Here is a 12,970-nt window from a genome sequence, read left to right as displayed (position 1 = left end):
ACGGTCGACCGCAAGGCTCAGCGGCTTGCACCGCTACACTGAGACATGGACCGACTTCCCATCATCGACGTGGGCGCGCTTGTGTCGCGCGGCGCCCCTGAGCAGCAGCAGGCGGTCGCCGGGCAGCTCGACGCGGCTGCGCGAAAGTACGGATTCTTCTACGCGGCCAATCACGGCGTGGACGCGGTGCTCGTCAACAGGCTGGTGGGCCTTGCGCGTGAGTTCTTCGCGCAGGATGTCGAACAGAAGCAGGCGATCCCCATGTCCGCGGGCGGCACCGCATGGCGTGGTTACTTTCCCTTGGCGGGCGAGCTCACGTCGGGGCGGCCCGACTGGAAAGAAGGGCTCTACCTCGGTAGCGAACTGGGCCCCGACCATCCGCGGGTGCGCGAGGGCGTCATCCTTCACGGCGCCAACTTGTGGCCCACGCTGGACGGCTTCCGCCCCGTCGTGCTCGCGTACATCGATGCGCTTGCGCAGCTCGGCCATGCACTCATGCGCGGCATTGCCCTGGGCCTCGGCCTGCCACCGGACTACTTCGCGGAACACGGCACGGCCGATCCGCTGCTGCTCCTGCGTCTCTTCAACTACCCGTCGCTGCCCGTGCCCGCGGGCTCCGCCACGCAGTGGGGCGTGGGCGAGCACACCGACTATGGCTTGCTCACCATGCTCTGGCAGGACGACGTGGGCGGCCTGCAACTGCGAACGGACAAGGGCTGGATCGACGCCCCGCCGGTGCCCGGCACTTTCGTATGCAACGTGGGCGACATGCTCGACCGCATGACGGGCGGGCGGCTGCGTTCGGTGCCGCATCGGGTCGCGATCAACACCAGCGGTCGCGACCGCCTTTCGATTCCGCTCTTCTTCGATCCGGATTTCGACACGCGTGTGCAGCCCGTGCCCGGCAGCGGCCCCGGCCAGGACGACAGCGGCCGCCGCTGGGACGGCGCCAACCTGCAGGCGTTCGAAGGCACGTACGGCGACTACGTCACCGCCAAGATCGGCAAGGTGTTCCCGGATCTCAAGAAAGCCGTGGCGAGCTGAACCGCGAAGGCGCGCCTTCGGCCAGCCCAGGTGCTTATTTGAGCAAGGAAGTGGCGACGAACTGTTGGCGCTCGGCCTTGTCAGTGGCGGTGCCCTGGTTGCGGAACAGTGACTCCGACTGCATGTAGCAATACAGCAGGAAAGCACGGGCGCGCGCATCCGAGGCCTTGAAGCCGAGGGCGAGGAAGCACTCCTCGAGGTAGGCCAGACGCTTGGAATCAACTTCATCGACGATCTTGCGCGCAATGTCGTCGCGCCGGGCCCAGGCGCGAATGGCGAGCTCCACCGAGGAGCCTTTCATCGCGGAGCGGCCATGAAATGGCAGTTCCACCAACTCGCGAATCAGGGCCTCGGCCTCGACGCCTTCCTTCCGGTAGCGGGCAATGATCTGTTCGGTCTGCGCTTCTCGCCAGCTAACCAGCACGCGCTGCAGCAGGTCATCGCGGTCGGCGAAGTGCCAGTAGAAGCTGCCGCGGGTCACCTCCAACTGCTTGGCCAGAACGTCGACGCGGACCGCATCGACGCTCTTGTGGACCAACACGTCGGTGGCCGCGCGGATCCAGTCTTCGGGAGTCAACTGCACCCGCTCGCTCTTCGGTGCGCGGGCTGATCGAACAGCGCGTTCGAGGGCAGTCGCAGCCTTGCGCGGACGTGCGGTGAGTGGCGTCTTGGTGAGCATCGTCGCGCAATGATAGTCGCCCCTCCTGCGGCTGGCGCGCGCTTGCGGCCCCTCGCGCGCAGTGCTGGGGTAAACCCCGAGCACAGTTCTTTGGCTCACTCCTATGATTCGTCCATACACCTGTGTATGTGTATGGAATATCCGCTGGCAGTGCCACTGCCCTCAACTTCAACCTTCTTCTTCACAGATCCCATGACCACTCGTCGCCATTTCATCCAGACATTGGGCAGCGGTGCCGCCCTTGCGGCACTCGCGCCGCTCGCCGCGCGCGCGCAGGCGATCGACCAGGTGAAGATTTACTACGGCTTCCCGCCGGGCAGCGCGGGCGACAGCGTCGCGCGGCGTGTGGGCGAAAAACTGGCTGGGTCGGCATACACGCGCAATCCGGCAGTCGTGGAGAACCGGCCGGGCGCCGGCGGCCGCATCGCGCTGGAGGTGCTGAAGGCGGCGCCGAGCGACGGCAGCGTGCTGGCGCTGTCGCCGTTTTCCTGCACGTCCATCTACCCGCACGTGTACGGCAAGCTCAGTTACGACGCGCAGAAGGACTTCGTGCCCGTGTCCATCGGCGCCGTGATGCACCACGGCTTCGCCGTCGGGCCGCTGGTGCCGGCGAGCGTGAAAACGCTGCGCGATTTTCTTGCCTGGGCCAAGGCCAACCCGAAGGACGCCAGCTACGGCTCGCCGGCGGCCGGTTCCACGCCGCACTTCATCGGCGCGCTGCTGGGACTCTTGAACGGCGTCGACATGAAGCACATCCCGTATCGCGGCTCGGTGCCTGGGGTTACCGACGTGGTCGGTGGACAGATCGCTTCCATGTCCACACCCAGCGGCGACTTCCTTGCCAATCACAAGGCGGGCAAGCTGCGCCTGTTGGCCACTTCGGGCCGCCAACGCTCACCGTTTTCGCCGGAGGTTTCCACTTTCGCTGAACAGGGCTTTCCGGAACTCACCACCGAGGAATGGTTCGGCTTCTATGCGCCGGCACGAACTCCGGCGGCCGTCGTATCTGCAGCCAACGCCGCGATCAATGCAGCGGTGAACGACCGCGCCGTCATCGACAGCCTGGCGGTGGTCGGCCTGATTGCTCATGCGTCAACTCCGGAGGAGATGGCGAAGTCGCAAGAGGCGGAACTGCGCCGCTGGGGACCCCTGGTCAAGCGCGTCGGCTTCACCGCCGATTCCTGAGAGTCATATTCCCATGCGCTTCGACAACGCCTATATCCCGCTGCCACTTCTTTGGTCCTCTCCGTTCATTCGATGGCAAGGCTCGGCCGCCGACATCTCCGCCATCGACATGGCCGTGCAGGTCACGCGCGACGCGCTGGCCCACGCCGACTTCGACGTGGCCGAAGCGGACCAACTCGTCTTCGGCGGCACCATCCCACAGCAGCGCAGTTTCTACGCGCCGCCGCTGATCGCCGCGACGCTTGGCATGACCAGCGTCGGCGGACCCATGATCGCGCAGGCCTGCGCCACCGCGGTGGCGTGCCTTGCCAGCGCCGCCGCGTCATCGGCGCTGGGCGGCGGCCGTACCCAGTTGGTAGTCACCTCGGATCGCACCAGCAACGGACCGCTGATGGTCTACCCGCGCAGCGCTTCCATGGGCGGCAGCCCGGTGGCGGAGCACTGGGTGCTGGAGTCGTTCGCCGCCGATCCCTGGACGTCCGAATCGATGCTGTACACGGCTGAATGCACTGCGGCCGACGGCGGTTTCACCCGGCAGCAATGCGACGAACTGACTTTGCTGCGCTTCCACCAATACTGTGATGCGCTGCGGGAAGACCGCGCACTGCAGCGGCGCTACTTCCGCCCGATCGTGATCGAGAGCCGGAAGTCGCGCGTCGTTCTCGACGCTGACGAAGGCATCAGCGAATACAGCGCGGAAGGCTTGGCGAAGCTGAAACCGTCGAAGCCGGACGCTGTGGTCACGCCGGGAACGCAGACCCATCCCGCCGACGGTTCGGCAGGCGCCGTGGTGACCGATCGCGACACGGCTCGCGGCTTGGCCGGCGGACAACCCGTGGTCCGGCTGCTGTCCGCCGCCTTTGCCCGCGCCGAGAAGGGCCGCATGCCCAAGGCACCGGCGATCGCGGCGACTCGTGCCCTGGCGCTGGCCGACAAGTCGATCGACCAGATCAAGACCATCACCACGCACAACCCTTTTGCGGTCAACGATCTCTGGCTGCACCGCGAGACTGGTTTCCCGCTGGAACGCATGAACCCGCTCGGCTGCAGCCTGATCTACGGGCACCCCCAAGCGCCCACCGGAATGCGCGCCATCGCTGAATTGGCGCACTCGCTGACGCTCGCCGGCGGTGGCGTAGGCCTGTTCACCGGCTGTGCCGCAGGCGACATGGGTGCCGCCGTGGTCATCTCGGTGGAGTGAACCCTTTGGTCGCAGATCAACTCGCGCTGAGCGCGGTAGTCAACTGGGTTGAGAAGGGGATCGCGCCTGACAACCTGGACCAACCCGCCAACTGGTCCGCCTCGCGCAGCAGGCCGCTGTGTCCGCATCCCAAGAAGGCGCTTCTCAAGGCCGGGGCGACCGACGTACGCCAAGCCCGGCGTGAGAGAGGCGAGAAGCGCCGTGTGCAGCGCCTCAACACTGTCGAGCGATGACGCCCAAACATCGCTTGGCCGGCCATGCGGCGTGGCTTCTGCGGCAGGTGTCACATTGATCGCAACAGTCCGCCGTCGCCGATGTCTGGCGACGCCAAGCAGATGCTCAGCGACCCGAAAGTGCGCGCGGCGTACCTAGGCGAATAATCAACGCAAGCGGTCACATCAACGAGATAGCATGCTTAGGAGCGCGTTTCGTGGCTCCGAAGGCCGCTTCAAGGTCCCTCGTCGACCCGTCGATCAAGAGTCGAAAGCATCGACGCTGGGAGCATCGAGCAGAAGCTTCGCGGGGTTGAGCAGATTCTTGGGATCCAAAGCCCTTTTGATCTGCCACATCAGTGCCAGCTCCACCGGCGACTTATAGAGCGTCAGGTCATCGCGCTTGGCCACTCCGATTCCGTGCTCCGCCGAGATTGAACCGCCGGCGGCGTGAGCTAGCGAGTCCACCGCATGCGACACCGGCTCGTAGCAGGCCGACAGAAAAGCCGGCGCGGTACAGTCGGCTGGCCGCAGCGGGTTGAAGTGCACGTTGCCGTCTCCCATGTGCCCGTAGATGACCATTCGCGCGCGAGGCTGGAGCGCCAGCACGGCAGCCGTGGCGTGCTCGATGAAGGGCGCGATGCGCGACAGCGGGACAGACACGTCGCACTTGATACTGCCACCGGTGCGGGTTTGCGCGTCCGAGATCTCTTCTCGGATGCGCCAGAATGCCTGCGCGTCAGCGCCGCTCGCGGCCACGGCGGCGTCGAGCACCAGACCCGCCTCCAGGCCTGCTTCCAGCACCTGCATCAGGGTCTGATCGAGTGCCTCGGCGTCAACGCCTGACGTCAGCTCGATCAGCACCATCCACTCATGCGAGTCCTCAAGCGGCGAGCTGGCGTCACCCAGGTACGCGAGCACGAGCTCCAGCGCCGGGCGCGAGACCAACTCGAACGCGGTGAGCGACTGGCCGGCCATCTTTTTTGCCTCGCCCAGCAGCGCCACGGCGGCTGCCGGGCTGGCTACCGCTACAAAGGCGACAGCGGACGAGCGGGGGAGCGGCATCAACTTCAGCACGGCGGCGGTGATGATGCCCAGTGTGCCTTCAGAGCCAACGAACAATTGCTTGAGGTCGTAGCCGGTGTTGTCTTTGCGCAGGCCGCGCAGACCCGAGTAGATGCGGCCATCGGGCAGTACCGCTTCCAAGCCGAGAACAAGGTCGCGCATGTTGCCGTAACGCAGCACGGCCGTGCCACCCGCGTTGGTGGAGAGATTGCCGCCGATCTGGCAGGAACCCTCGGAGCCGATGCGCAGCGGAAAGAGCCGGCCTGCCGCTTCGGCCGCGGAACGCGCAGCGCTAAGCGTGACGCCGGCCTGAACCGTCATGGTGTCGTTCGTCGCATCGACTTCCAGCACCTGGTTCATGCGCCGGAGATTCACCACCACGGCCTGGCCGCTGGCATCCGGCACGGCACCGCCCATGAGCGACGTGTTGCCGCCCTGCGGCACGACTGGTACATCATGCGCGTGGCACCAGGCCATGACGCGGCTGAGCTCCCTCGTGTTGGCAGGCAACACCACGGCGGCGGCCTTGCCGTGGTGGATGCCGCGATAATCGGTGGTGAAGGCAGCGGTGTCGGGGCCGCTAGCCAGGCATGCGCGTGAGCCCACGATGTCGGCGAGTGCGACTACGACACGGTCGGGGGATAGTGTGTGCATGTCGTGCAATCAGTAGGCAGCGGAGCGTCCGACCGGCGCGCCGGCCCCCCGGTCGAAGTCGGCCGCCAGCTTGCGCGCGGCATTGGCAAACAGCAGCACGTCCACGCCCGTGGCCACGAAGGTGCAGCCCAGTTCGAGGTAGCGGCGCGCAAGCTTTGGGTCAGAGGTCAGAGTGCCGGCCGCCTTGCCAGAAGCCACGATTGTCGCCATCGCGCGCTCAATTGCGGCTTGCACGTCCGGATGGCCTGGCTTCCCGCGATGGCCCATCGAGGCGGCGAGATCGGCCGGGCCAATAAACACACCATCGACGCCATCCACGGCGCAGATCGCCTCAAGGTTGCCCAAGGCGGTCACGGTTTCGGCCTGCACCAGCAGGCAGACTTCGTCGTCGGCGACGTCGAGGTAGTCGGCGCGGGCGCTCCAGCGCGACGCGCGGCCTACCGCGCTGCCCACGCCGCGGATTCCCTGAGGCGGATAGCGCGTGGCCTGCACCAGCACGCGAGCCTGCTCGGGCGTGTCCACCATCGGCACCAGCAAGGTCTGCGCGCCGATGTCCAGCATCTGCTTGATGAGATGTACTTCGCCGGCGATCAGGCGCAGCACGGGGTGCGCGCGGTGCGGCGCGACGGCCTGCAATGCGCCGAGGGTTGTGCGCAGGTCATTGGGCGCGTGTTCGCCGTCGATCAGCAGCCAGTCGAAACCGGCCGTCGCGCTGACCTCGGCCAGGTAAGGGTCGGCCATCGACAGCCACAGCCCGATCTGCGGACGGCGCGACGCCAATGCGGCCTTGAACGTATTGCCACCGCTCATCGCAGGCCTCCCTGGCACAGGTATTTGACGTGCATGTAGTCCTCCAGGCCATGGCGCGAGCCTTCGCGGCCATAGCCGGATTCCTTGACGCCGCCAAAAGGCGCGGCCTCCGCGGCAAGTGCACCTTCGTTGATGCCGACGATGCCGGTTTCCAGGCGGTCGGCGACGCGCCAGATACGCGCTGCGTCGCGTGTGTAGAAATATGCGGCCAGTCCGAACGGTGTGTCATTGGCCAAGGCGACTGCCTCGTCTTCGGTCTCGAAGCGGAACACCGGCACGACCGGACCGAACGTTTCCTCCTGTGCCAGAGCCATCGTCGCGTCGGCGCCCGCCAGAACCGTGGGCGCGTAGTAGTGACCCGGCGTGCCTGTCTCGGCAGCAGGCACGCGGCGGCCGCCGACTACGACGTGGGCGCCGCGCTCCAGCGCGTCGCCCACATGCCGCTCGATCTTGTCGACGGCACGCTGGTTGATCATCGGGCCGATCTGCGACGTTTCAGCGCTGGCCGGGCCCACTTGCAAGGCGGCCACGCGCGTCGCCAATTTGTCCAGGAAACTGTCGTGCACGGCGGCCTGGACGAAAACCCGGTTCGGGCAGACGCAGGTCTGCCCGCCATTGCGGAACTTGGACACCATCAGCCCCTCGACCGCTGCGTCCAGGTCGGCGTCGTCGAATACGATGAACGGCGCGTTGCCGCCCAGCTCCAACGACAGTTTCTTCAGCGTGCCGGCGGACTCGCGCGCCAAGTGTTTGCCTACCGGCGTGGAGCCGGTGAAGGTAATTTTGCGAACTCGCGGATCGGCCAGCCAGGTGTCCACCACCTCGGGCGTGCGCTCGCGCGATGCGCACACCAGATTGATTGTCCCGGCGGGAAAACCGGCGTCCTCGGCCAGTTTCACCAGCGCGGCGGCTGTGAGCGGCGTGTCCTCCGCGGGCTTGGCGACCACGGTGCAGCCCGCAGCCAAAGCCGGCGCAAGCTTGCGGGCGATCATGGCCAGGGGGAAGTTCCAGGGTGTGATCGCCGCGACCACGCCGACCGGCTCCTTCACCGCCATCAGCTTTTTGCCACGCGCCGGCTCCGGAATGATGTCGCCGTGCGTGCGCGTGGCTTCCTCGGCGAACCACTCCACGTACGAAGCGCCGTAGAGCACTTCGCCGCGTGCTTCGGCCAGGGGCTTGCCTTGTTCGCAAGAGATGATGCGTGCAAGGTCTTCCCGGTGCTCGAGGATGAGCGCATGCCAGCGCTTGAGCAGTTGCGCGCGCTCGCGCCCGCTGCGTCCGCGCCACGCGGCAAAGGCTTCGTGCGCGGCGTCTGCCGCGGCCTGGGCGTCGGCGGCGCCGCTGTCGGCTACGCGCGCCACGGTCTCGAGTGTGGCCGGATCGATGACGTCCAGCAGTGCGTCGCCTTGGGCCGCCTGCCAGCGGCCGGCAATGAAGTTCTGGGTGCGCAGGAGGTCGGGGTGGGTCAAAGTTTCAAGCATGGATTCGAAGTGGTTGGTGGGCTGCGCACTAGCTCACGATGCCCAGGTGCCACGGCACGAACTCGTGGTCGCCCAGACCGAGGGCCTCGCTCTTGGTCGGCTCGCCCGAGGCGTGCCGCAGGATCGCTTCGAAGATGCGCTGGCCCATCTGCGGCACGTCCACCTCCCCATCGAGGATGGCGCCGCAGTTGACGTCCATGTCTTCCTCGAGCTTGCGGAACATCGTCGTGTTGCTGGCCAGCTTGATGGTCGGCGCCGGTTTGGAGCCGAACATCGAGCCACGTCCAGTGGTAAAGCAGATCAGGTTGGCGCCGCTGGCGATCTGGCCGGTCGACGCTACGGGGTCATAGCCTGGCGAGTCCATAAACACGAAGCCGGCTTGCTCGATCGGCTCTGCGTACTCGTATACCGCCTGCAGCGGTGTCGTCCCGCCCTTCATGGCCGAGCCGAGTGACTTCTCGAAGATGTTCGCGAGGCCGCCGGCCTGGTTGCCCGGTCCGACCACGCCGTTGAATTGGCCGTTGTGGCCGCGTGTGTAGTTTTCCCACCAGGCCAGCCGGTCCAGCAGCTTCTGTCCGACCGCAGGCGTCACCGCGCGGCGGGTCAGCATGTACTCCACGCCGTGGATCTCGGGCGTCTCCGACAGGATGGCGGTGCCGCCATGACGCACCAGGATGTCCATCGCCGCGCCCAAGGCGGGGTTGGCTGTAATTCCGGAGAACCCGTCCGAGCCGCCGCACTCCAGCCCGACCTTGATGTGGCTGGCTGGCACGCTCTGGCGCAGGTAGCCGTTGGCAATCGGCAGCATTTCCTCGATGGCCTTGATGCCAGCTTCGATGGTCACGCGTGTGCCGCCAACCTCCTGCATCACCATCGTGCGCATCAGCCGCCCGGCTTCCAGACCCTGCGACTCGACCAGGCTTGCCACCTGGTTTCGCTCGCACCCCAGGCCGACGATCAGCACGCCCGCCAGGTTGGGGTGGCGGGCATAGCCGGCCAGGGTGCGGCGCAGCACGTCGAAGTGCTCGCTGGGCGAAGACATGCCGCAGCCGCTGGTTTGCGCAAACGCGGCCACGCCGTCGACATTGGGGTAGGCTGCCATCCGCTCGGGCGTGAAATACGCGGCGATGTTTTTGATGACGGTGGCCGAGCAGTTGACCGACGACAGGATGCCGATGAAGTTGCGCGTGCCCACGCGGCCGTCCTCGCGCACGAAGCCCATGAAGCGAGCACGCTGCGCGTCGGGCACGTAGTCGATGGGCTTGACGTCCTGGCCAAAGGCTGGGTCGCGGTCGAACTCGACCAGCGCCAAATTGTGCGTATGGACGTATTCGCCCGCCTCAATGTCGCGCGCTGCCACGCCGATCACGGCGTTGTACTTGCGCACCTGCTCGCCCTGCGCGATGCGGCTGGCCGCGATCTTGTGGCCGGCCGGCACCTGCGCGCGCACGCGCACGCCGAATTCCGGTAGGTCCTGGCCAAGGGCCAGGGGCGACCTGGCCACCAGGACGTTGTCGTTGGCGTGCAGCCGTATCAGTGGAGAAAGCGCGATCGTCATGCCGTCGTCTCCGCCAAACGCACAATGTGGTGTGCGGGCAGGGCGCGCCCTTGCAAGAAGTCGACGACATTGCGCGCGGTCGTAGTCGCGACCTCCAGAGCCGCCCGGCGAGTAACGCCAGCAATGTGAGGCGTCATGATGACGTTGTCCATGCCGAGCAACGGGTTCTCTGACACGATAGGCTCTACCTCGAAGGTATCGAGACCCGCTCCGGCCAAGTGGCCGCTGCGCAGCGCATCGATGAGGGCCTGTTCATCGATGACGGCTCCTCGCGCCGTATTGACGATGAGGGAACCAGGCTTCATCAGTCCAAGCTCACGGCCCCCGATCAGCCCGCGCGTTTCGTCGGTCAAAGGGCAATGCAGGCTCAGAATGTCCACGCGCGCCAGGAATTTGTCGAAGTCGGTTTCGACCTCGAACGTGTCCGGTTGCCCGGAAGGGTCGAAAACGACCACATGCGCGCCCAAGGCATTCGCCAGTTGTGCCGCGCATCGGCCGATGCTGCCGAACCCCAGGATGCCTACAACGGATGCCCTGAAGTCTCGTCCTTGGTAGCCTGTGCCTTCCCAACCCCCACGACGGATTTTTCGATCGAGGCCGGAGAGATCGCGTGCCAGGGACATCATCATCGCGATCGCATGTTCAGCCACGGCCGCGGCGTTCGCGCCGGGAGCAACCGCAACGCAGACGTTGCGCCGGGCGGCCTCCCGGAGGTCGATGCTGTCTACCCCCGCCCCATTTTTAGCGATGATCTTCAGGCCCTGCGCCGCCGCCAGCACGCGCGCAGTAATTGGTCTGGATCCGCGCAGCACGATGGCGTCGACAGGCCCTCGTGAAAGACGCTCGACGAGCGCCGGTTCGTCCACGGGGTCGTCCATGTATTCGATGCTTGCGCCTGCGGCGTGCAGAATCTGCTGGGCCTCCGGGACAAGGTGCTGTGATGTAACGAGAACGGTGGGGGAAGGCATCGCGAGAGGTCCGTGTACTGAGTAAGCGGAGTCTAGGAGGCCCCTCCATTGCGATCAATTGAAATTGAGGACAGGCTTCATAACCGGAAAGGAATGTGGCCCCGCCTCCGATCAGCTGGCGGCCTGCCGCAGGCACTTGACGAATTGCTCGGTACTCGGCGTGCGGATTGCACCGGCCACCGAGATCAGCCCCACCGACGGCAGTTCGATAGGCACCTTGACAGGCAGCACTCGCAGCAGATTGTCCCGCTCGCAATGCCGCGCTACGCCGTGCGCGAGAAAGCCGAGTGCCCGCCGCTCACGCACGAAAATCATCGTGGCCAGGAACGAGGCCGTCTCGATCACGTCGACCGGCGGATGCAGCTTGTGTTTGTAAAACATCTGGTTCAACTTGATCCTTGAGGAGGCCCAGGACGGGGGGACTACCCAGGGCACCTTGGCGAGGTCGCTCCAGCTCGGCCGGCTGACCGTGCAAAGCGGATGGTCGGGATGCGCAACGATTGTCATGGCCTCGTCGTACAGCGGCTCAGTCTGCAAATCGGGCGATGCATATCCGGGCTCGAGACGGCCTACTATCAAATCGAGTTCACCCACCCGCAAGCGGGGGAGCAACCGGGTCAGGTCCCCCTCTTCTACAAAAACAGTGGTCCGAGCAGATTCGCTCTTCAGCAACTCAACCGCGCGGGCCAGCAGACCTGGCATGGCAACGACCATCGCACCGACATTGATGTGTCCCGCCGAGCCACTGGTCACGGCCGCAATCTCTTCGCATGTGCGTGCGTAGTCGGCAATCACGGAACGGGCGAACCGCACTACCGTCTGGCCGTACGCCGTGGGCTCGGTTCCGCGCGTCGAGCGAGTGAAGAGGGCGAGACCAAACATCCGCTCAATTTCCGCCAGTGTCTTGGATACAGCCGGTTGTGTGACGGACAGGAATTCAGCGACCCGGCCAAGATGGCGGAATTCGTCGAGCGCAACCAGCAGCTGCAGATGTTTGAGCTTGAGGTTAGAGCGGAAGACGCGATCGATCGTGGCCACAAGTGATCATTCCAGAAAGGTTATGAAGGCAGTTCGCTTTTTCATTGGATTGTAGGGATGGCGCTCATCATAATTCGCGGCACTGAAGCCCAGGAGACATGATGCAATTTCTTTCCGCCACGAGGCGTTCCATGCTGATCGCCGCGGCCATCGCCCCGCTAGCCGCAATGGCGAACGCCTTTCCAGCACGGCCCGTGCGGTTCGTCGTTCCCAACCCGCCCGGGGGAGCGTCGGACATCATCGCCAGGCTGTTTTCTGACAAGCTGGCCCAAACCTGGGGGCAACCGGTATTGGTGGAGAACCGTCCCGGAGCGGCCACCGTGATCGGTACGGATTCAGTCGCCAAGGCGCCAGCGGACGGTCATACCCTGCTGGTGATGACCCTCACGCATCCGTTGAACGCCGCATTTCAAAAGAAGATGCCCTATGACAGCGTCAAGGATTTTTCCGCTGTGACGCTCGTGGCCAAATCTCCTATCGTTCTCGTGGTGAGTTCGTCGGTGCCGGTCAAGACTGTGGCGGAGCTGATCCAGTTCGCGAAGGCCAATCCAGGCAAGCTGAGCTATGCATCTGCCGGGCCTGGTACGGTGCAGCACATGGCGGCGGAAATGTTCAAGTCGCTCGCGGGCGTCAACGTCCTGCACGTTCCTTACAAGGGCAGCAGCGCGGCCCATCCGGATCTGCTGGCCGGACAGGTTTCAATGATGTTCGACACCATCCCGGCGATCCAGCCCCACATTCGCAGCGGTCGCGTTCGGGCGCTGGCTGTCGGCGGCTCCGCGCGATCCTCGTTGATGCCGGAGCTGCCCACGGTCGCAGAAGCTGGGCTGGCTGGATTCGATGCGGGGTCGTGGGTAGGGTTGCTCGTGCGCTCGGGAACTGCCCCCGACGAGGTGACCAAGCTCAACAAGGACATCGTTACATTGACGAAGCGGCCGGAAGTGAGGACGCGTTTCGCCGAGCTCGGCCTGGATCCAGTGGGCAGCACCGCGAACGAATTCGATGCATTCATCGCATCGGAGACGCGCCGCTGGAGTACTCTGATCAAGACCGCAAACATCTCCGCGGAATGAGC

12 protein-coding genes are annotated in these 12,970 nt (G+C 65.3%); 5 read left to right on the top strand and 7 right to left on the bottom strand.

Annotated elements, in window-relative coordinates; genetic code table 11:
- Window positions 1-45 precede the first annotated feature (45 nt).
- On the top strand, window positions 46-1,044 hold the full coding sequence (locus EEB15_RS17750) for an isopenicillin N synthase family oxygenase (RefSeq protein ID WP_141511202.1): 999 nt from the start codon (window positions 46-48) through the stop codon (window positions 1,042-1,044).
- Between the two features lie 34 nt (window positions 1,045-1,078).
- Here EEB15_RS17750 and EEB15_RS17745 read toward each other — a convergent pair whose 3' ends face one another.
- Window positions 1,079-1,723 carry a TetR/AcrR family transcriptional regulator gene (locus tag EEB15_RS17745; RefSeq protein ID WP_141511201.1) on the bottom strand — a complete coding sequence of 215 codons (645 nt, stop codon included), beginning with the start codon at window positions 1,721-1,723 and terminating at the stop codon, window positions 1,079-1,081.
- Between the two features lie 192 nt (window positions 1,724-1,915).
- On the opposite strand from EEB15_RS17745, the gene EEB15_RS17740 reads away from it, so the two are divergent.
- From EEB15_RS17740 to EEB15_RS34265, 3 genes are read left to right on the top strand one after another with little or no spacing between them, the layout of a single operon-like run.
- Window positions 1,916-2,908 (top strand): Bug family tripartite tricarboxylate transporter substrate binding protein, encoded by a 993-nt coding sequence (locus tag EEB15_RS17740; RefSeq protein WP_141511200.1) that lies wholly within the window; start codon window positions 1,916-1,918, stop codon window positions 2,906-2,908.
- 13 nt (window positions 2,909-2,921) lie between these two features.
- On the top strand, window positions 2,922-4,109 hold the full coding sequence (locus tag EEB15_RS17735; protein WP_141511199.1) for a thiolase family protein: 1,188 nt from the start codon (window positions 2,922-2,924) through the stop codon (window positions 4,107-4,109).
- Window positions 4,106-4,342, top strand: a complete 237-nt coding sequence (locus EEB15_RS34265) for a tannase/feruloyl esterase family alpha/beta hydrolase (protein WP_370283680.1) — start codon at window positions 4,106-4,108, stop codon at window positions 4,340-4,342. The genes EEB15_RS17735 and EEB15_RS34265 overlap by 4 nt, the downstream gene beginning before the upstream one ends.
- Before the next feature lie 240 nt (window positions 4,343-4,582).
- Here EEB15_RS34265 and EEB15_RS17720 read toward each other — a convergent pair whose 3' ends face one another.
- The 6 genes from EEB15_RS17720 to EEB15_RS17695 form a co-directional block, all read right to left on the bottom strand.
- Window positions 4,583-6,040: an FAD-binding oxidoreductase gene (locus tag EEB15_RS17720; RefSeq protein ID WP_141511198.1), complete on the bottom strand. Its 1,458-nt coding sequence runs from the start codon at window positions 6,038-6,040 to the stop codon at window positions 4,583-4,585.
- 9 nt (window positions 6,041-6,049) lie between these two features.
- Window positions 6,050-6,850 (bottom strand): 4-hydroxy-2-oxoheptanedioate aldolase, encoded by an 801-nt coding sequence (gene hpaI, locus EEB15_RS17715; protein WP_141511197.1) that lies wholly within the window; start codon window positions 6,848-6,850, stop codon window positions 6,050-6,052.
- Complete coding sequence (locus EEB15_RS17710; protein WP_141511196.1) at window positions 6,847-8,331, bottom strand: NAD-dependent succinate-semialdehyde dehydrogenase; 1,485 nt, start codon at window positions 8,329-8,331, stop codon at window positions 6,847-6,849. Before EEB15_RS17710 ends, hpaI begins: the two co-directional genes overlap by 4 nt.
- A 28-nt stretch (window positions 8,332-8,359) precedes the next feature.
- Window positions 8,360-9,889 (bottom strand): UxaA family hydrolase, encoded by a 1,530-nt coding sequence (locus EEB15_RS17705; RefSeq protein ID WP_141511195.1) that lies wholly within the window; start codon window positions 9,887-9,889, stop codon window positions 8,360-8,362.
- Window positions 9,886-10,857 (bottom strand): NAD(P)-dependent oxidoreductase, encoded by a 972-nt coding sequence (locus EEB15_RS17700; RefSeq protein ID WP_141511194.1) that lies wholly within the window; start codon window positions 10,855-10,857, stop codon window positions 9,886-9,888. Before EEB15_RS17700 ends, EEB15_RS17705 begins: the two co-directional genes overlap by 4 nt.
- 111 nt (window positions 10,858-10,968) lie before the next feature.
- On the bottom strand, window positions 10,969-11,895 hold the full coding sequence (locus EEB15_RS17695; RefSeq protein WP_141511193.1) for a LysR substrate-binding domain-containing protein: 927 nt from the start codon (window positions 11,893-11,895) through the stop codon (window positions 10,969-10,971).
- A gap of 98 nt (window positions 11,896-11,993) precedes the next feature.
- Here EEB15_RS17695 and EEB15_RS17690 point away from each other — a divergent pair, with 98 nt between their 5' ends.
- Window positions 11,994-12,968, top strand: coding sequence for a tripartite tricarboxylate transporter substrate binding protein (locus EEB15_RS17690; RefSeq protein WP_141511192.1), 975 nt, complete (start codon window positions 11,994-11,996; stop codon window positions 12,966-12,968).
- The last annotated feature ends 2 nt before the right edge of the window (window positions 12,969-12,970 follow it).

The sequence above is a fragment of the Ramlibacter sp. WS9 genome (genome assembly GCF_003797765.1).
GTDB lineage: Bacteria > Pseudomonadota > Gammaproteobacteria > Burkholderiales > Burkholderiaceae_C > Ramlibacter.
The sequence above is the reverse complement of the archived record's forward strand: the minus strand, read 5'-3'. Positions and strand labels throughout refer to the sequence as shown.